The organism is Collinsella aerofaciens, assembly GCF_025289055.1.
Taxonomy (GTDB): domain Bacteria; phylum Actinomycetota; class Coriobacteriia; order Coriobacteriales; family Coriobacteriaceae; genus Collinsella.
Genome location: NZ_JAESIQ010000001.1, coordinates 48089 through 66272, shown reverse-complemented (window position 1 = coordinate 66272; position 18184 = coordinate 48089). Strand labels below are relative to the sequence as shown.

Sequence of the window (18184 nt, the reverse complement as noted above, 5' to 3'; positions counted from 1 at the left end):
TCCTTTGCCACATTCCAAGGCCGTGACCCGTGTGGGCGCGGCCTTTTTGTATCTGGGGGACAAAGTGGCTACACTACAATCCGTTTGAGCAATAGATATATAGGTAGTACCGTGGGGGCGGATGCAGATGGTCGAGTGGATAGTTAAGCGCGCGCAGGGCGATCGTGCGCGTGTGGGCACGTTAGCGGGCATGGTGTGTATTGTCGCCAATGTTGCGCTTTGTGCTGCGAAGGGCGCAATTGGCGTGCTGTCGGGATCGGTTTCGATTGTGGCGGATGCCATGAACAACCTGTCCGATGCCAGCTCGAATATCGTGAGTGTGCTGGGCTTTAAGCTGGCGAGCAAGCCGGCCGACCCCGAGCATCCTTACGGCCACGGTCGCTACGAGTATCTCTCGGGATTGGTCGTGGCGGCGCTCGTGCTGCTGATTGGCGTTGAGCTGGTGAAGTCCTCGGTTGAGCGCGTCATTCACCCCGAACCTGTCGAGTTCTCGCTTGCCCTGGTGGCAGTTCTCGTGCTTTCGATGGTTGTTAAGCTGTGGATGGCGGCCCTCAACCAAAAGCTCGGCGATCGCATTGAGTCCGAGACGCTGCATGCGACCGCGCAAGATTCCAAGAACGATGTCCTTGCCACGGGCGCCGTGCTGGCGTGCGCAATTGTTTCGCAGGTGACGCACATCAATCTTGACGCGTGGGTCGGCCTTGCCGTTGGCGCCTATATTGGCTGGAGCGGCTTTGAGCTTATCCAAGATACGGTGAGCCCGCTTTTGGGCCAGACGCCCGATACTAAGCTCGTCGAGCATATTCGCAGCAAGATCATGAGCTATCCCGGCGTCTTGGGCGTCCATGACCTAATGGTTCACGACTACGGCCCAGGCAGGAAGTTCGCAAGCGCTCACGCCGAGATGGCAGCCGAGGCCAGCCCGATGGACAGTCACGACACGCTCGATAACATCGAGCAGGCGTTTAGGAACGAAGACGGCATGATTGTCACGCTTCACTACGATCCCATCGTGACCGACGATCCAAAGGTGGCGAGCATGCGCCTGCGCATCAACGCAATGGCTCAACAGATCGATAGCCGCCTTTCGATTCACGACCTTCGCTGCGTGCCGGGTCCTACGCACACCAACGTGATCTTTGACTGCGTGCGACCCTCGGATTTGGCGATGAACGCCGAAGACTTAAAGCACGCGTTGGCGAAACGGGTCGAGTCGGAATACCCCAAGTCGATTGCCAAGATTACGATCGATGAAGACTACGTAGGCCATACCCACGAGTAGGGCTGCGCCGGTAAAGCAAGTTATACAGAAGGGGAGAATATGAAGAGGCTGTATCTGCTCCGCCACGGCCAGACGGAATTCAACGTCAAAAAGCTCGTCCAAGGTCGTTGCGATTCACCGCTCACCGATTTGGGCCGTCAGCAAGCCGGGATGGCAGCCGCATGGCTCAAAGCCCACAATGTCGTTCCCGACAAAGTGGCCTCATCACCCTTAGGCCGAGCCGTGGACACAGCTCAGCTCGTCGCATGCGAGCTCCTCGGTCCGGACGCTGCTGTCGAGTCCTGCGAAGGCATCATCGAGCGCTGCTATGGAACCTTCGAGGAAGGCCCGCACGACGCGCTGCCCACCGACGTCTGGGATCCAGGCGAAGATCTGGTCCCCTTTGGAGGAGAGGGAAGCAAAGCGTTGCAAGAACGCATGGTAGCCACCCTCACCAATCTCATGAGCGCCGATGGTATCGAAACCCTCCTAGCAGTAAGCCACGGCAGCGCCAGCCGCCAATTCATCAAGGCTGCAGCCCCAGAGGGCTTCAAGCTCCCAACAAAACTCCCCAACTGCGCCATCATGATCTTCGATTTCGATGAGGCAAAGCCACAAGCAGAAGGCGAGCCAATGCAATGCAAGTTCACCCTCCAGCAAATAGTGGACCCCCAACAAAGAAATTAGCTGAGCGAGAAGAGTTAAGCAGACATCAACGTGTCGTCTCCCGAGCTTGGCAGAGGGGCGGCGAAATATATTAAGTTTGTCGCGAGTTCCGCACGCAAAGGAAAGCACTTAATGTGCTTTCCGTCTTGCGCAGGACTGTAGAGCAGCAAACTTAATATATTTCGCCGCCCCTCTGCCAAGCCCAGGCGACTCCACGCACTTTACCTGCGTAAACAATGTGAGTGAAATATGAATCTCGATGGATACGCCCGCAGCCGTGTATACTAAACAGCTGTGTGTAACCAGGGGAGTATTCTGGCTGGACAAAATGCCTGCTTAATAGGGTTGTCAGGTAGTCCGGACGCAATACAAGGCTGGGGAGCACGTCGTGTAAGTAGTGGTCCTCTAGGGGCGTACGCTCGGTGGTGTACGCATTGTCCCAAGACCACGCGAGAGTTGGGATCATATCTTGATCAGCATGATTCTCGGCCGCAAGATTGGCATGACCCAGGTTTGGGACGAGGACGACAACGTCGTTCCCGTCACGGTCATCCAGGCTGGCCCCTGCGCCGTCTCGCAGGTTAAAACTCAGGCAACCGACGGCTATGACGCCGTCCAGATCGGTTTCGGCGACATCAAGGCCAAGAACGTGAACAAGCCCATGGCTGGTCACTTCGCCAAGGCTGGCGTCGAGCCTGTCCGTTTCCTTCGTGAGGTCCGCGTCGAGAACGGCGAGGAGCACAAGGTCGGCGAGGTCGTCACCGTCGCTGATTTCGCTGATGTCGAGAAGGTCGACGTCATCGGTACCTCCAAGGGTAAGGGCTTCCAGGGTCGCATCAAGCGCTGGGGTCAGCGCCGCGGTCCTATGACGCATGGTTCTCACTTCCAGCGTCACCCCGGTTCTATCGGTCAGTGCGCCTATCCTGCGCGCGTCCTCAAGGGCGTCAAGATGGCCGGTCACATGGGTAACGAGCGCGTTACCGTCAAGAACCTTTCCGTTGTCCGCATCGATGCCGAGCAGAACCTCATCTTGGTCAAGGGCGCTGTCCCGGGTGCCAAGAATGGTCTCGTCGCCATCCGTATGGCCTAAGGGCCCAGCCCATTTAGCCCAGCGTCATACCAAGGAGAACACTTAAATGGCAAAGTTTGAAGTAAAGAACAGCGAGGGCAAGAAGGTCGCCGAGGCCGAGCTCGCCGCTGAGGTGTACGGCATCGAGCCGAACATCCACGTTATGCACCACATCGTCAAGTGCCAGATGGCCTCTTGGCGTCAGGGCACCCAGTCCGCTAAGGGCCGCTCTGAGGTTTCCGGTGGCGGCAAGAAGCCTTGGCGTCAGAAGGGCACCGGCCGTGCCCGCCAGGGTTCCATCCGTGCTGCCCAGTGGCGTCACGGTGGCGTTGTCTTCGCCCCCAAGCCCCGTTCCTACGCTAAGCGTATGAACAACAAGGAGGTCAAGCTGGCTATGCGCTCCGCGCTGTCCGCCAAGCTGGCCGATGGCGAGCTCGTGCTCGTCGACGACTACGGCTTCGAGAAGCCTTCCACCAAGGCTGCCGTTGCCATGCTCAAGGCTCTCGGCCTTGAGGGCAAGCGTCTGACCATCATCGTTCGCGATGAGGACGTCAACGCCTACCTGTCGTTCCGCAACATTCCCAAGACGTTCATCATCACTGCCGACGAGGCCAACACCTACGATCTCGTCAACAACAACGCCGTGCTGATGCCCGCCGACATTGCCGCTCACTTCGGGGAGGTGCTTGCATAAATGACCGCCCACGAGATCATCATCCGTCCGATCGTGTCCGAGCGTTCCTTCTCCGGCATGGAGCTGAACAAGTACACGTTCGAGGTCGCCAAGGATGCTAACAAGTATCAGATCAAGGACGCTGTCGAGGAGATCTTCGGCGTCAAGGTCGTTCGCGTGAACACCCTGACGGTCAAGCCCAAGACCAAGCGCGTGCGCTATGTCGCCGGCAAGACCCGTTCTTGGAAGAAGGCCATCGTCACGCTGGCCGAGGGCGACACCATCGAGGTCTTTGGCAACCAGGCCTAAGACTCGCTGCTGTTGAGTGAGCTCATGCCTCCCAAATAGGGGAGGCGAGAGCTCAAGGTTTTGGGCGTATAAAATGGACACGCCCGGAACCGTGTATACGTCCGGTGTCATCGCACCCGAGGCAGAACCTCGAATCCCTGTCTGCGATGGCTAACGGATTCCTATTGAAAGGGATTGTAATGGCTGTAAAGCACCTTAAGCCGACCTCCGCTGGTAGGCGTTGGCAGTCGATCTCCGACTTCTCCGAGATCACCTGCACCAAGCCCGAGAAGTCTCTTCTCGAGCCCCTGCCCAAGAAGGCCGGTCGTAACAACAACGGCCGCATCACCACCCGCCACCAGGGCGGCGGCGTGAAGCGTCGTTACCGCGTGATCGACTTCAAGCGCAACAAGGACGGCGTGCCCGCCAAGGTTGCCACGATTGAGTACGATCCGAACCGTTCCGCTCGCATCGCTCTGCTGCACTACGCTGACGGTGAGAAGCGCTACATCCTGGCCCCCAAGGGCCTTGAGGTCGGTCAGACCATCATGTCCGGTTCTGACGCCGACATCAAGCCGGGCAACGCTCTGCCCCTCGCCGACATCCCCGTCGGTACGCTCATCCACGCCGTCGAGTTCCAGCCGGGCAAGGGCGCTGCTATCGCCCGTTCCGCCGGTAACTCCTGCCAGCTGATGGGTAAGGAGGGCAAGTACGCTATCGTCCGTATGCCTTCCTCCGAGATGCGCCGCATCCTCGTTACCTGCCGCGCCACCGTCGGTGAGGTCGGCAACGCCGATCACGCCAACATCGTCATCGGCAAGGCCGGCCGTAAGCGTCACATGAACGTGCGCCCGACCGTCCGCGGTACCGTCATGAACCCTGTCGACCACCCGCACGGCGGTGGCGAGGGCAAGAACCACACTTCTGGTCGTCCCTCCGTTACCCCCTGGGGTAAGCCGACGAAGGGCCTTCGTACGCGCAAGAAGAAGAAGGTCTCGAACCAGCACATCATTCGTCGCCGTAAGAAGTAATTTCGGATACCGAGTTTTAGGAGAAAGCACTTATGAGCAGAAGTCTCAAAAAGGGCCCGTTCGTGGAGACTCGCCTTCTCTCGCGTATCACCGCGATGAACGAGGCTGGCAAGAAGGACGTCGTGAAGACCTGGTCCCGCGCGTCCACCATCTTCCCCGAGATGGTTGGTCACACCATCGCCGTCCACGACGGCCGCAAGCATGTGCCCGTGTATGTTACCGAGTCCATGGTTGGTCACAAGCTCGGCGAGTTCGCGCCGACTCGTACGTTCCGTGGCCACAAGGCCAAATAGGGGGTTAACCGTAAATGGCAACTAAGTCTATTGAAACTGAGGCCACCGAGGTTCGCGCCGTCGCTAAGTACGTGCGTGTTTCCCCCAGCAAGGCCCGCCTGGTGGTCGATCTGATCCGCCGCAAGCCTGTCGCTCAGGCCTTCGACATCCTCCACTTCTGCGACCGCGCCGTCGCCGTGGATGTCGAGAAGGTTCTCCGTTCCGCCGTTGCGAACGCCGAGAACAACAACGGTCTGCGTGCCGACAACCTGGTTGTCGCCGCTGCCTATGTTGACGAGGGTCCGACGCTTAAGCGCATCCGTCCCCGCGCCAAGGGTTCCGCTTCTCGCATTCTGAAGCGTACTTCCCACATCACCGTCGTCGTTGCTCCTCGAAAGGAGGCGTAAAGCTGTATGGGTCAGAAAGTCTACCCCACCGGCTTCCGTCTTGGCATCACCGAGAACTGGCGCTCCCGCTGGTTCGCAGAGAAGGATTACGCTAAGACCCTCGGTAACGATCTCGAGATCCGCAAGTACCTCGAGAAGCGTCTTTCCCGCGCAGCTGTCTCCCGCGTCGAGATCGAGCGCGCTGGCGACAAGGTGAAGGTCATCATCCTCACCGCTCGCCCCGGCGTTGTCATCGGTAAGAAGGGTGCCGAGATCGATACCCTCCGCACCGAGCTCGAGAAGGTCGCTGGCGTCTCCAAGGGCCAGCTCTCCGTCGACGTTGTCGAGATCAAGCGCCCCGAGCTCGACGCCAACCTCGTTGCTCAGTCCATTGCTGAGCAGCTCGAGGGCCGCGTTGCCTTCCGTCGCGCTATGCGCAAGGCTGTCCAGTCCGCCCGCAAGGCCGGCGCTAAGGGCATCCGTATCCAGTGCTCCGGTCGTCTCGGCGGTGCCGAGATGGGCCGTCGTGAGTGGTACCGCGAGGGTCGCGTGCCTCTGCACACCCTCCGTGCCAAGATCGACTACGGCACGGCTGTCGCCAGCACCACCATGGGCGCTTGCGGCGTGAAGGTCTGGATCTACCTGGGCGAGAAGCTCCCGGGCCAGCCTGTTCCCAACCCTGCACTCGAGGGCTCTTCCCGTCCTCGTCGTCGTAACTCCGAGAGGAGGGGTCAGTAGTGCTTGCCCCTAAGCGTATTCTTCACCGCAAGGTGCAGCGTGGCTCCATGAAGGGCCAGGCCAAGGGTAATACCGAGCTGCATTTCGGCGAGTTTGGTATCCAGGCTCTCGAGGCCCATTGGATCACCAACCGTCAGATTGAGGCCGCTCGTATTGCCATGACCCGCTACATGAAGCGTGGCGGTCGTGTCTACATCACGATCTTCCCCGATAAGCCCATCACCAAGAAGCCTGCCGAGACTCGCATGGGTTCTGGTAAGGGTAACCCCGAGGAGTGGGTGGCCGTCGTCAAGCCCGGCCGCATCATGTTCGAGGTCAAGGGCGTGCCCGAGGAGGTCGCTCGCGAGGCTCTGCGTCTTGCACAGCACAAGCTTCCCATCAAGACCAAGATTGTTGCTGCTAAGAACGCTGAGCAGCGCATCGAGAAGGAGATGGCTGAGGAGGCCGCTCTCGAGGCCAAGTGGGCTGCTGAGGACGCCGCCGCCGCCAAGGAGGAGAACTAATGAAGCCCGCAGAGATTCGTGAGCTCTCGGACGCTCAGCTCGTTGAGAAGCTGAAGGAAATGCGCGCCGAGCTCTTTAACCTTCGTTTCCAGATGGCCACCAGCCAGTTGGACAACACCGCTCGCGTCAACACCGTGAAGAAGGACATCGCTCGCGTCCTCACGGAGCAGCGCGCCCGTGAGATCGCAGCGGAGAAGTCCGCTGTCGCCGAGTAGGACCTAAGGAGAGAACATGACTGATTCGCGTAACTCGCGTAAGGTCCGTACGGGTGTCGTTACCTCCGTCTCCGGTGCCAAGACCATTGTTGTCACCATCACCGAGCGCAAGCGTCACCCCAAGTACGGCAAGATGATGACCAGCTCCAAGAAGCTGCACGCTCACGACGAGGAGTGCACGGCTGGCGTGGGCGATACCGTCCGCGTTATGGAGACCCGTCCTATGTCCAAGATGAAGCGTTGGCGCCTCATCGAGGTCGTCGAGCGCGCTAAATAAGCAGTCGCTCTTACGACTTGTACGTTTCCGAAGATGTGCGTATGCCTGGCTTGCATACCACGGGCCGTATAAAGGCTGCGCACCTCTCTTCGGTTCTTAGTTCGGAGGAACATCTACCATGATTCAGATGCAAACCATGCTGAACGTCGCCGACAACTCCGGCGCTCGCAAGATTCGCTGCATCAAGGTGCTTGGCGGTTCCAAGCGTCGTTATGCAGGCATCGGCGATGTGTTCATCGGTGCTGTCCAGGAGGCTACCCCTGGCGCCAACGTCAAGAAGAAGGACGTTGTCCGTTGCGTCGTCGTTCGCACCGTTAAGGAGATCCGCCGCAAGGATGGCTCCTACATTCGCTTTGATGAGAACGCCTGCGTTGTCATCAACAACGATGGTTCGCCCGTCGGCACCCGTATCTTCGGGCCCGTCGCTCGCGAGCTTCGTGACAAGAAGTACATGAAGATCGTCTCGCTCGCTCCCGAGACCCTGTAGTTAGGGGAGATATATGTATATCAAGAAGGGCGATAAGGTCCAGGTTCTCTCTGGTAAGGATCGCGGCAAGCAGGGCGTTGTCCTGCGTGCTCTCCCCGCCGAGAACAAGGTCGTTGTCGAGGGCGTTTCGGTCGTCAAGAAGGCCGTCAAGCCCAACGCTGCCAACCAGCAGGGCGGCATCGTTTCGCAGGAGGCTCCTATCGACGCCTCCAACGTCAATCTCGTTTGCCCCGAGTGCGGTAAGGTTACCCGCGTCGGTCACGAGAAGGACGGCAAGAACAAGCTGCGCGTCTGCAAGAAGTGCGGCCACAAGTTCTAAGCTGCCCGCAACATCAAGTTGCTAGCAAAGGCCCGGATGCTCCACGGCATCCGGGCTTTTTTCTATCGCTACTCGATGGCTTCGGTTTTGCCGTCCCGTCATTCCGGTTGCATCCAGTTTTCGGTGCCGTCTCGAATCGAGTGCCGCCAGGTGACACCCTGTCGCGTTTCGTCGGCTTCGGTGACAAAAGCCGGGACAACTCCAAAAACTATTTTCGAACTCAGGGCTTTGAGTTTTTGTTTTAGTCCCAAAGGGCGCGGCGGGATGCCTTTGAAGGCTCGATAGCGCCGAAACGCCCGTTTTGAAACTCAAATGCCTTTTCGCGTGCAAGACGCCAGCTGCAATAGGAAGTGAATCAACGCAGGTGGCTTTCAAACAGTTTGCAAAACTGCAGGTCGCAGGTCTTCATTGCCAGTAGGAGAAATGAGTAGTCTCAGGTGGCTTGCTCATGAGTTGACTAACGGGATTTGAGATTACGCTGACGTCCGGAAACGCTTCGAGCACGGCGTTAAGTTTTTGGGGTTTGGGCGCAGCCCCTGCACCCGCGAGCGCGGGCCTTAAGCCCGCCGAGAGAGTGACGCGTCGAAAACGAAAGGGAAAGAGAGAAGGGGCCGTTCCTATCATTCAGGTTGCGACCGAAGAAGACAAGGAGACCCCCTGAGCCTGAATGATGCCCCACAGACCGCGTCCGACCGAGCTCAAGCCGAGCTTTTCCTGACGTCCGCCTTCGCGGAGATGATGGCTGGATTAGCTATGGATTGGCAACACCAATTTGGACGATTCCGGGAGGGACGGTCCCGCCTCCCTGAACTCGACCGGCGACATGTAGCCCAGTGTCGAGTGGATCCTGAAGTTGTTGTACCAGTGCACGTAATCCGAGAGCTTGGCTCGGAGCTCGCGCGCCCCTCCTCGGTCCTGCGGAGTGGCCGACGATCTCCCCGTTGCAGAGGTCGACGAGCAGGCAGACGTAGTTCCACGATGCCCCGACGCGCACGCAGGCCAGGTCGCTGCATATATGGGTGCGCGGCGCCCTGCCGCCGAAGCCGCGCGCGACGACGTTCGGCACGTCGGCCTCGTTGACCGCCCCGGGGTGCACCTTGAACCTCTTCCTGCCGTATGCGCTGACCAGGCCGTTCTCCCTCATGATGCGGCAGACGCGGCGTCGGCTGACGGTAACGCCCGACCTCCTGGGCGACGCCTTGATCTTGCGCGATCCGTTCCGGCCCTTGCTGGCGGCATGCGCCGCCGCGGCCGCCGTCGCCCCCGACATTAAGGTCCTCGAGGGCCGCGTCGTCTCCGGCGACCAGTTCGTCTCGCCCGCGGAACAGAAGGAGCGCATCCTCGCGACCTTCGGCGACCTGTGCTGCGAGATGGAGGGCTGCACCATCGCGCAGGCCGCCTATCTCAACGGCGTGCCCCTCATCGTCGTGCGCGCCATCAGCGACAAGCCCTGCGCCGAGGGCCAGGTCGTCGACTACAACACCTTCGAGAAGAAGGCCGCCTGCGACTGCGCCCGCATCGCCGCGCGCATGGTTAAGCTTTAGGCCCTGCGCGCCGGGGCCCTTCTTTATGTTGGGACCCCGGCGCGCAGGGCCCTTTCCAAAGCGAAGTGTCGAGCCGAAGTGTTGAGCGTCGGCCCTGAATGTTCAATGGCCGTTGTTTTCTGCCCCTCAAGTGGTGGACTTTTCCTCGGGGCTGTTGATTCCCCCACGCGCCCCTTTCCGTTCTCTGTGTTCCCCTTATACTCCTTGTACGAGGAGGTAAGAAGTCATGGACAAGACCGCACAGGACAGCTTGGCAAAGAAGCCCGTCGACATGAGGGACAGGATTCTCGAGCATCTCGAGGCCCTCACCTCTGCCGTCTCGCTCGACGACCTTGCCCGTCTGTCCACCTCCGACATCGCCGAGACGCTCATCATCTCCAGGAGCCTGGCGAGCCAGTACCTCAACGACCTTGTTCGCGCCGGCTTTGTGGTTAAGGTGGCGGGCAGGCCTGTCCGTTATTTTCATCGCCGCGCGTTCCAGAAGCGTTTTCAGGTAAAGCTCTCTGCAAGCGAGTACGCCTCGCTCGCCGACCTCATCCAGGCGACGGGAATCGCCGATCACCGCGACTTCGCGCGTGCCGTGGGCTTCGACCTGAGCCTCAGCTCCGTTGTCGAGCAGTGCAAGGCTGCGGTTCAGTACCCTCCGTTTGGCCTGCCCATCCTCTTGAGCGGCGGCGTGGGTGTCGGTAAGTCTTTCCTTTCTCGCCTTGTGTACGAGTACGGCAAGAACCAGGGCTTGCTGTCCCGCGACTCCTCCTATGTGCGCATCGACTGCGCCGGGGTCCCGGACGCCGCCTCGTTCAACGGGCTTCTTGACGAGTCGATCGCGAAATCGCGCGGGGGTGTGGTCTTTGTCAACGGCATCGAGGCACTCTCTCCCTCTGCGATGGAACACTGCCTTGCGACGGCCCTCGGGCTCGATGTCTCTCAGGATGCGCCGCGCGCTCGCCTCGTTCTTTCGACGACGCTTTCCGCCGATGACCCGAAGGTTTCCTCGGCCTACAGCAAAATGCCCATCTGTGCCCGCGTCCCCTCACTCAAGGAGCGGACCCCCGAGGAGCGCGAGGATCTCATCTTGAGCTTCCTGCGCAGCGAGGGGTGCCGAATCGGTTCTGATGTGAAGATCAGCCGCGGCGCATACCGTTGCCTCGTGAACGCGGACTTTTCCGATAACATCGCCGGCTTGCGCGCCTGCGTGACGAACTGCTGCGCCAAAGCGTTCCTCAATCGCGAGGGCGACTACGTCGTCGTTCGCCCGTATCTTCTTCCCAGCGGGCTCCTCTCCTCCGCGCAGATCGATCAACAGCCCGACGATGGCGTTCTGATCGACGCGTCCCTGGATGCCGCCGAGAGCACAGGGCCGGTCGAGCAGGCGCTCGATGCCCTGTGCTCTCTCGATGAGCGATTCTGCGCCGGGGAGCTCTCTGTCTCCGAGCTTGTCTCGCAAGCTGTCTCCGCTGTGCGCGGCGTTGAGGATCACTTGATCTTCGGCCACGGCGTCGCCTCATCGAGGTCGCGCGCCTTCGAGCGCGTCGTGGGCGCGGTCCTTGCCGACGCAGGCTCTTCTTATGGCATCGAGCTTTCGAGGAAGGTCACTTTTCTACTGGCCCAGGAGATTTGCCTGCAGTTGTGGCCGGGCATCGGCCTGGCTAAGCGAAAGTCTGCCTGTGCGGAGCAAATTTCCCATCTCCTCGGTGCCGTGACCTCCGAATTGCCGTTTGCCTCGAGCGTCTCCGATCAGGTCGCCGCAGACATGGAAGGGGCGCTCGGAATCTCGCTCGATCACTTCACGAAGACGCTTCTGACGTTGTGCGTCGCATCGGAGTCTCGCGACGCGAAGGCCCTTCGGACGCTCTGCGTCATCTTGTCACACGGCTACTCGACGGCGACGAGCATCGCCGACGCGGCGAACCGTATGCTCGGCGTGCATGTGTACGAGGCGGTCGACATGCCCTACGACCAGCAGCTGAAGGACATCGTCGGTCCGCTCCAGCGCCTCGTCGACCGCCATTCCTACTGCACCGGGGTCGTGTTTCTTGTTGACATGGGCTCTTTGGAGGAGGCCTATAAGGCCCTCGAGAACGTTACCGACTCCACCATCGGGGTGGTGAACAACGTCTCCACCGGGCTCGCGCTCGAGATCGGGTCCGGGCTGCTCGGCGGCAAGTCCATCGCCGAGGTTCTTGGCGATGCGACCGCCGTGTGCGTGACGCACTGCAAGGTAATCGAGCGCGTCAACCGTGAGGACGCCATCGTCTTCTGCTCCGAGTCCGGGGTCGACGCGGCCGAGAGGATACGTCAGCTCGTCTCGCAGAGCCTCCCGCGCACCATAGGCGCGCGCCTGCTCACGAGGCCCTTCAAGCAGCTTGCCGCGAACGGGTCGAACGACGCCGTTTTCTCCGAGCACCGCGTCTGCGCCGTCATCGGCACGGGAGACCCCAGGATTGCCTCCGTTCCCTTCGTCGCCCTCGAAGACATTATGTCGACGGCGTCCGCCTCGAAGGTCGATGCCGTGTTCGGCAGGTGGCTCGACGTCTCCGAGCTCGCTTCTTTCCACGAGAAGCTGCTTTCGAATATGACGCTACAGAACGTTATCCGCTCCATCACCATCCTCGACCCGGAGCGGCTGTTCCACGAGATCGAGAGCGCCGTGCACGAGCTTCAGCGCAGAACGGGCGAGAAGATCAGCAGCAACGCCATCATCGGGCTGTACGTTCACCTCTGTTGCCTCGTCGAGCGCCTCGTCACCCGCAACCCCATCGAGACCTACGTCGGCCAGGATCGCTTCGAGGAAGAGCACACCGACTTCATCGAGTCCTTCAGGCAGAGTTTCTCGAGCATCTCGACGCGCTATCGCGTGGAGGTTCCTGTAAGCGAGATCGCCTACGTCTTCGACTACATCAGCGTGAGCGCCGCCCCGGCGCGAGAGGAGCGTCTCGGCTCCTCGAGCCTCCTGTTCGACGAGTGACCCCCCGCGCCGTCACGAGCTGACCGCGCGTCTTCAATAATCCGATAATCCCTCGCCCGGCGCGAATCCGGATAGCGCCAAGGCAGTGCTGAATGAAAAACTTGATTTGATAGGAGCAAACATGAGTGTTGTTATGGCACGAATCGACAATCGCCTGCTTCACGGCATCATCGTGACGCAGTGGGCCCCGGTGTCGGGCGCAACCCGAGTCATGGTCATCGACGACAAGGTCGCCGGCGACGAGGTCCTGAAGTCCACCATGAGGATGGCGCGCCCCGCGGGCATGGCCGTCTCGATCATCTCCGAGGAGACCGCGCTCAAGAACTTCGCGGCGGGCAAGTACGACCGCGAGAAGGTCTTTGTCATTGCCAAGGAACCCGAGACGATGCTTCACCTGGTCGAGTCGGGCATCGAGCTCCCGACGCTGATCGTCGGCGGCTCTCTTGTCAAGGAGGGCGGCGTCCAGCTCACCCAGCGCGCCTATGCCTCCGCCGAGAACGTCCAAAGCTACAAGGCGCTCATCGCCCACGGCGTCAAGGTGACGGCACAGTTCGTGCCCGCCGACAAGCCCGTCTCCGTCGCCGACCTCATCTAAGGAGGGATCATGGTCAACTTCACTATCCTGCAGGTCGTCCTTTTGACCCTGCTTGCCTTCATCAAGCACGTGGACTACTACGGCATCCCGATGATCTTCGTCAACTATGCCGTCTTCTGGGGCCTTATCACCGGCGTGGTCATGGGCGACTGGCAGACCGGCCTCGTCATCGGCGGCACCATCCAGCTCATGCAGCTCGGCGTCGCGGGCTTCGGCGGCTCGTCGATTCCCGATTACGGCACGATGGCCATCATCGCCACCGCCTACGGCGTGACCCTGGGCTCCGACACGGGCCTCGCCATCGGCCTGCCGGTCGGCATGCTCGGCATCCAGCTCGACGTCGTCGTCAAGATCCTCAACGGCTTTGTCGTCGAGAAGTCCCAGAAGTTCTGCAACGAGGGTAAGTTCAATCAGATGAACGCCATCCTGTGGGTCTGCCCCGCGCTCTTCGGCCTGTGCGCCGCCCTGCCCGTCTTTGTCTCCGTGACGCTCGGCCAGCCCGCCGTCAACTGGCTCCTCGAGGTCATGCCCCAGTGGTTCCTCTCCGGCCTCACCCTCGCCGGCAAGATGCTCCCGGCCATCGGTATCGCCATGCTGCTCCGCTACATGCCAACCGCCAAGTACTTCCAGTACCTGCTCGCCGGTTTCTTCCTCTCGGCCTTCCTGAACGTGCCCATCATCGGTGCCGCCATCGTCGGCGTTGCCCTCGCGATCGCGTTCTATCAGCGTGCCGAGAAGGACGCCGAGCTCACCGCCCACGCTTCCGCAGACGCCTTCATCGGAGAGGATGAGTAACCATGGAAAACGAGAACATCACCGCCGCCGAGGGCAAGCCCTCCGGCTATAAGGTCACCAAGAAGGACCTGCGCAACGCGAACTGGCGCTGGCTCATGAGCGTGTGCACCTTCAACTACCAGACCCAGCAGGGCGCTTCGGTCGCCTACGCCCTCTCGCCGATCCTGAGGAAGATCTACACGAACGACGAGGACTATAAGCAAGCGCTCAACAACCACTTCCGCTACTACAACACCCAGCCTTGGCTCGCCGCCATCATCCTCGGCGCCTGCGTGGCCATGGAGGAGCGTGACGGCCTCGCGGCGGCGGACGCCGTCCAAGACCTGAAGATCGGCACCATGGGACCGCTCGCCGGCGTCGGCGACTCCCTGCTCATGACCATGATCCCGACCATCATGGGCTCCATCGCCGCCTACATGGCCATCGAGGGCAACCCCGTGGGAGCCGGCATCTGGTTCGCGCTCATCCTGGCCATCTTCTGGGTCCGCATGCACGCCCTCGAGTTCGGCTACAAGCAGGGTGTGAAGCTCGTCACCGACTTCAGCGAGAAGCTTCCCAACCTCACTGCCGCCGCCTCCGTGCTCGGCCTCACCGTGGTCGGCTGCCTCATCGCCTCGGTCATCGGCGTCACCTGCCCGATTAGCTTCAGCTTCGGCGACGTCTCGATGGAGATTCAGCCGCTGCTCGACAAGATCCTGCCTGCCATGATCCCCGCCGCCATCACGGGAAGCGCGTATTACCTTCTTACCAAGAAGAACGCGAGCATGACGGCCCTCATCCTCGTGGTGATCGTCCTCGCGATGGTCGCCTCCGCCGCCGGCATCCTCGCCTAGCTTCGACCCAAGAGATTGGTGAATCAATGAGAAAGATAGTTGTGGCGAGCCATTCCCTTCTCGCCCAGGGCTTCAAGGACACCCTCGAGTTCCTTACGGGTAAGAGCGACGCCGTCACCGCCGTTTGCGCCTACGTGAACGACAACGGCGAGGGGCTCGACGCGGCGGTCGAGGCGGCGCTTTCGGGCACTGACGAGGTCGTCGTCCTTACCGACGCGCTCGGCGGCAGCGTGAACCAGCGCTTCTCCCGCTTCGCCTCCGACCGGATCCACGTGATCGCGGGTGTCAACCTCCCGCTCGCCATGACGGTCGCGCTCGCGCGCCCCGACGAGAAACTCGACTTCGACGCCCTCGTCGACGAGGCGCGCCAGCAGATCGTCTACGTGAACGGTGCCAGTTCCGCCGAGTGCGAAGACGACGAATAGAGGAGGTCGACGATGAGAGAGTTCCTTAAAGACGTGTGGATGCACGGCGGTGAAGAAAGCCGCGCCATCACCCCCGAGAACATCACGGGCGAGAAGGGCCACGCCGCCATGTCGGCCAGCCACCTCGGCGTCGGCCGCAAGGGCTCGTGCTGCGTGCCCCTTGAGTCCGGCGAGACCATCACGCTCGCGGACATCGAGGGCCCCGGCATCATCCGCCACATCTGGATGACCGTCCCCGACAAGACCGCCGCCGGCAGCTTCGTCATGCGCGACCTCGTGCTGCGCTTCTACTGGGACGACGAGGAGACCCCCTCGGTCGAGTGCCCTGTCGGCGACTTCTTCTGCAACGGCTTCGGTGAGCGCGCCATCGTCAACTCGATGCCCATCTGCGTGAACCCGACGGGCGGCATGAACTGCTACTTCGAGATGCCCTTCAGGAAGCACGCCAAAGTCACGCTTACGAGCGAGCACCCCGGGTTCATTAAGTACATCTTCTACACGTTCAACTACGCGCTCACCGACGTGCCGGACGACGCCATGTACTTCCACGCCCGTTTTAACCGCGAGCGCAGCACCCGCAGGGGCGTCGACTACACCGTGCTCGACGGCGTGCGCGGTAAGGGCTACTACGTCGGCACCTACATGGCCCTGTGCGCCCTGGAGCGCTATTGGTGGGGCGAGGGCGAGATGAAGTTCTTCCTCGACGGCGACGAGGAGTTCCCCACGGTCACCTCGACGGGAGCCGAGGACTACTTTGGCGGTGCCTGGGCCTTCCTCGACAGGCCGCCCCACGCGCTGCCCGAGGCGCAGTGCTTCAACACACTGTTCGCCGGCTACCCGTACCGCTCGACGCGCGACGCCACGCGCGACCGCTTCAGCGCGGGCAAGCCGAACCCGAACCCGATGCTCGCGACCAACGACGACGCGCTGCCCAGGCACGGCCTCTACAGGTGGCACCTTCCCGACCCGATCTCGTTCAAGGAGGACCTGCGCGTGACGTTCCAGGACCTCGGCAACGACGACATCAAGCTCTACGAGCGCGAGGACGACATCTCCACCGTCGCCTACTGGTACCAAAGCGAACCGCACGCCGTGCTCGCCCCGTTTGCCGCAAGGCAGGACCGCGTGCCCAGGTAGGGTCGCCTCGAAACAAGCCAACGTTATGGGCGTCCGCGGTTGACCATGACTGCGGGCGTCCCTTTGTAAGGAGGATCGCATGAGCGAAAAGCAAATGAGGCTCGGCGCCCTCGAGGCCGGCGGGACCAAGATGGTCTGTGCCGTGGTGTCCGGCGACGGCGAGGTCCTCGACCGTATGGAGACCCCGACGCTTGCGCCCGCCGAGACCGTCCCGCAGATGATCGAGTGGTTCGCCGCCCGCGATGTGGACGCGTTGGGCATCGGCGCCTTCGGCCCGACCTGCGTCGACCCCGCCGACGAGCGCTACGGCTCCATCCTCCAAACGCCCAAGCTCGCGTGGCGAGGCTATGGTCTTCGCGCCGCGTTTGCCGACGCCCTCGGGATTCCGGTGGCCTACGATACGGACGTGAACGTTGCCTGCCTCGGCGAAGCGGTCTTCGGCTGCTGCAAGGGGCTCAAGGACGCCGTCTACGTGACCATCGGCACCGGCGTGGGCGCGGGCGTCATGTGCGCGGGCAGGCTCCTTCACGGCATGCTGCACCCCGAGGCCGGCCACATGCTGGTAAGGACCCGTCCCACCGAGGAAGGACGCTGCGTCTGCCCGAGCCACGCGAGCTGCCTCGAGGGCCTCGCCTCCGGCCCCGCCATCGCCGCGCGCTGGGGAAAGCCCGCGGCCGAGCTCGCGGACAACGATGAGGTGTGGATGCTCGAGGGGGATTATCTGGGGCAGATGTGTGCGAACCTCGTGCTCATGTACTCGCCTCACCGCATCGTCCTCGGCGGCGGCGTGATGCACCAGGAGCAGCTCTACGGCATCGTCCGCAAGAAGACCCTCGAATATCTGGGTGGCTACATCCAGACCGCCGAGCTTAAGGACATGGAGAGCTATATCTGCGCCCCGGGCTGCGGCGGCGACCAAGGAATCCTCGGCGCGGCCGAGCTGGCAAGAAGGGCGCTCGCGTAACTTGCGCTCTCTCCGCCATACTACGCGTTAAGAAAAGACGAGCGCTTCTTGCCAATTGGGCGGCAAGAAGCGCTCGTCTTTTGCATTTGTTTTTGGGCAGAACGCCCCGCCTCCGCTAGAGTCCCTGGACCGCTACACCCACGAGGTTTGGACCGGTGTGGACAAGAAGCGCGGGGCTGATGTCGGAGCGGACGATCTCCACCGCGTTGGCCACGCGCTCGCGCAGGGCCTGCTCCATGCGGTCGTAAAGGTCGGCGTAGGCCGAGGTGTAGCTCACGGCAAAGCGCACCTTGGGGTGCTTCTCGGCGATGGCGGCGACGAGCTTGACCTCGGTGCGATGCGGTACTTGCATAGCCATTTCGTGTGCGCGAGGCTGTCGGCTTTCTGGGCCACAGCAATCACATTCCCCCTAGCATGATGATCTGAACAATCCTCATGCTAGGGGGAAGGTTTTTGTCGCGTAGCGGAAATTGGCCTCCACCCGCTGAGCGGGTGGCTTTCTATGCCGCGCGTGCCGTGCGGCACGGACTAAAGTCCATGAATAAAAACGAGGGAGGCCGTTTCCGACCTCCCTCGCAAAGGGTCTCTGATTACTCCCACTCATTGGGGACAGACTTAAATGAGTGCTCTTGAAATGCCGGCGCCTGGGGACGTTCCTTTTCTGTCGGCAGTTTGGGACGGTCCTTAGAGTTGCAGCGCGCCATGAGTGACGTGGTGAAGCGGATCATCCTGTCTTTG

General features: G+C 61.3%; 23 protein-coding genes and 1 pseudogene. 22 read left to right on the top strand and 2 right to left on the bottom strand.

Annotated elements, in window-relative coordinates; translation table 11 throughout:
- Nucleotides 1-127: 127 nt before the first annotated feature.
- The 14 genes and pseudogenes from JMJ97_RS00360 to rplX all read left to right on the top strand — a co-directional run bounded on the left by JMJ97_RS00360 (nucleotide 128) and on the right by rplX (nucleotide 8185).
- Nucleotides 128-1282 (top strand): cation diffusion facilitator family transporter, encoded by a 1155-nt coding sequence (locus tag JMJ97_RS00360; protein ID WP_260698769.1) that lies wholly within the window; start codon nucleotides 128-130, stop codon nucleotides 1280-1282.
- Between the two features lie 39 nt (nucleotides 1283-1321).
- Nucleotides 1322-1948, top strand: a complete 627-nt coding sequence (locus JMJ97_RS00355; protein WP_260698768.1) for a histidine phosphatase family protein — start codon at nucleotides 1322-1324, stop codon at nucleotides 1946-1948.
- 448 nt (nucleotides 1949-2396) lie between these two features.
- Nucleotides 2397-3017 (top strand): 50S ribosomal protein L3, encoded by a 621-nt coding sequence (gene rplC, locus JMJ97_RS00350; RefSeq protein ID WP_035137484.1) that lies wholly within the window; start codon nucleotides 2397-2399, stop codon nucleotides 3015-3017.
- 46 nt (nucleotides 3018-3063) lie between these two features.
- Entirely contained in the window at nucleotides 3064-3690 is a 627-nt protein-coding gene (gene rplD / locus JMJ97_RS00345) for a 50S ribosomal protein L4 (RefSeq protein ID WP_006235032.1), read from the top strand.
- A complete protein-coding gene (gene rplW / locus JMJ97_RS00340) occupies nucleotides 3691-3978 on the top strand; it encodes a 50S ribosomal protein L23 (protein WP_022094197.1) in 288 nt (95 codons plus the stop codon).
- 179 nt (nucleotides 3979-4157) lie between these two features.
- Nucleotides 4158-4988, top strand: a complete 831-nt coding sequence (gene rplB / locus JMJ97_RS00335; RefSeq protein WP_260698767.1) for a 50S ribosomal protein L2 — start codon at nucleotides 4158-4160, stop codon at nucleotides 4986-4988.
- A 32-nt stretch (nucleotides 4989-5020) separates the two neighbouring features.
- Nucleotides 5021-5281, top strand: coding sequence for a 30S ribosomal protein S19 (gene rpsS, locus JMJ97_RS00330; RefSeq protein WP_006235035.1), 261 nt, complete (start codon nucleotides 5021-5023; stop codon nucleotides 5279-5281).
- 14 nt (nucleotides 5282-5295) lie between these two features.
- Nucleotides 5296-5667 carry a 50S ribosomal protein L22 gene (rplV, locus tag JMJ97_RS00325; RefSeq protein WP_006235036.1) on the top strand — a complete coding sequence of 124 codons (372 nt, stop codon included), beginning with the start codon at nucleotides 5296-5298 and terminating at the stop codon, nucleotides 5665-5667.
- Between the two features lie 6 nt (nucleotides 5668-5673).
- Nucleotides 5674-6384 carry a 30S ribosomal protein S3 gene (gene rpsC, locus JMJ97_RS00320; protein WP_006235037.1) on the top strand — a complete coding sequence of 237 codons (711 nt, stop codon included), beginning with the start codon at nucleotides 5674-5676 and terminating at the stop codon, nucleotides 6382-6384.
- Nucleotides 6384-6800 (top strand): annotated as a pseudogene (gene rplP / locus JMJ97_RS00315) (50S ribosomal protein L16); the annotation flags it as partial. The gene rpsC and the pseudogene rplP, both read left to right, overlap by 1 nt.
- 86 nt (nucleotides 6801-6886) lie before the next feature.
- A complete protein-coding gene (rpmC, locus tag JMJ97_RS00310) occupies nucleotides 6887-7102 on the top strand; it encodes a 50S ribosomal protein L29 (protein ID WP_006235039.1) in 216 nt (71 codons plus the stop codon).
- Nucleotides 7103-7118: 16 nt separating this feature from the next.
- Nucleotides 7119-7379: a 30S ribosomal protein S17 gene (gene rpsQ, locus JMJ97_RS00305; protein WP_006235040.1), complete on the top strand. Its 261-nt coding sequence runs from the start codon at nucleotides 7119-7121 to the stop codon at nucleotides 7377-7379.
- A 118-nt stretch (nucleotides 7380-7497) separates the two neighbouring features.
- The gene (gene rplN / locus JMJ97_RS00300) at nucleotides 7498-7866 is read left to right on the top strand and encodes a 50S ribosomal protein L14 (RefSeq protein WP_006235041.1); all 369 of its coding nucleotides are present in this window, start codon (nucleotides 7498-7500) and stop codon (nucleotides 7864-7866) included.
- 13 nt (nucleotides 7867-7879) lie between these two features.
- Entirely contained in the window at nucleotides 7880-8185 is a 306-nt protein-coding gene (gene rplX / locus JMJ97_RS00295; protein WP_006235043.1) for a 50S ribosomal protein L24, read from the top strand.
- A gap of 747 nt (nucleotides 8186-8932) precedes the next feature.
- Here the strand turns inward: rplX and JMJ97_RS00290 are convergent.
- Nucleotides 8933-9055: an IS3 family transposase gene (locus JMJ97_RS00290; RefSeq protein ID WP_260698766.1), complete on the bottom strand. Its 123-nt coding sequence runs from the start codon at nucleotides 9053-9055 to the stop codon at nucleotides 8933-8935.
- A 329-nt stretch (nucleotides 9056-9384) separates the two neighbouring features.
- Here JMJ97_RS00290 and JMJ97_RS00285 point away from each other — a divergent pair, with 329 nt between their 5' ends.
- The 8 genes from JMJ97_RS00285 to JMJ97_RS00250 all read left to right on the top strand — a co-directional run bounded on the left by JMJ97_RS00285 (nucleotide 9385) and on the right by JMJ97_RS00250 (nucleotide 17446).
- Nucleotides 9385-9729: a 5'-methylthioadenosine/S-adenosylhomocysteine nucleosidase gene (locus JMJ97_RS00285; RefSeq protein WP_260698765.1), complete on the top strand. Its 345-nt coding sequence runs from the start codon at nucleotides 9385-9387 to the stop codon at nucleotides 9727-9729.
- A gap of 226 nt (nucleotides 9730-9955) precedes the next feature.
- Nucleotides 9956-12697, top strand: a complete 2742-nt coding sequence (locus tag JMJ97_RS00280) for a PRD domain-containing protein (protein ID WP_260698764.1) — start codon at nucleotides 9956-9958, stop codon at nucleotides 12695-12697.
- Nucleotides 12698-12818: 121 nt separating this feature from the next.
- Nucleotides 12819-13292 (top strand): PTS sugar transporter subunit IIB, encoded by a 474-nt coding sequence (locus tag JMJ97_RS00275; RefSeq protein ID WP_260698763.1) that lies wholly within the window; start codon nucleotides 12819-12821, stop codon nucleotides 13290-13292.
- 9 nt (nucleotides 13293-13301) lie between these two features.
- The gene (locus JMJ97_RS00270; protein WP_152067441.1) at nucleotides 13302-14087 is read left to right on the top strand and encodes a PTS mannose/fructose/sorbose/N-acetylgalactosamine transporter subunit IIC; all 786 of its coding nucleotides are present in this window, start codon (nucleotides 13302-13304) and stop codon (nucleotides 14085-14087) included.
- Nucleotides 14088-14089: 2 nt separating this feature from the next.
- A complete protein-coding gene (locus JMJ97_RS00265; RefSeq protein WP_260698762.1) occupies nucleotides 14090-14920 on the top strand; it encodes a PTS system mannose/fructose/sorbose family transporter subunit IID in 831 nt (276 codons plus the stop codon).
- A 26-nt stretch (nucleotides 14921-14946) separates the two neighbouring features.
- Nucleotides 14947-15345: a PTS sugar transporter subunit IIA gene (locus JMJ97_RS00260; RefSeq protein ID WP_152067443.1), complete on the top strand. Its 399-nt coding sequence runs from the start codon at nucleotides 14947-14949 to the stop codon at nucleotides 15343-15345.
- A 12-nt stretch (nucleotides 15346-15357) separates the two neighbouring features.
- Nucleotides 15358-16482, top strand: coding sequence for a glycoside hydrolase family 172 protein (locus JMJ97_RS00255; RefSeq protein ID WP_260698761.1), 1125 nt, complete (start codon nucleotides 15358-15360; stop codon nucleotides 16480-16482).
- 79 nt (nucleotides 16483-16561) lie between these two features.
- A complete protein-coding gene (locus JMJ97_RS00250) occupies nucleotides 16562-17446 on the top strand; it encodes an ROK family protein (RefSeq protein ID WP_215694938.1) in 885 nt (294 codons plus the stop codon).
- Nucleotides 17447-17561: 115 nt separating this feature from the next.
- Here JMJ97_RS00250 and JMJ97_RS00245 read toward each other — a convergent pair whose 3' ends face one another.
- A complete protein-coding gene (locus JMJ97_RS00245; protein ID WP_193221404.1) occupies nucleotides 17562-17798 on the bottom strand; it encodes a DegV family protein in 237 nt (78 codons plus the stop codon).
- Nucleotides 17799-18184 lie beyond the last annotated feature (386 nt).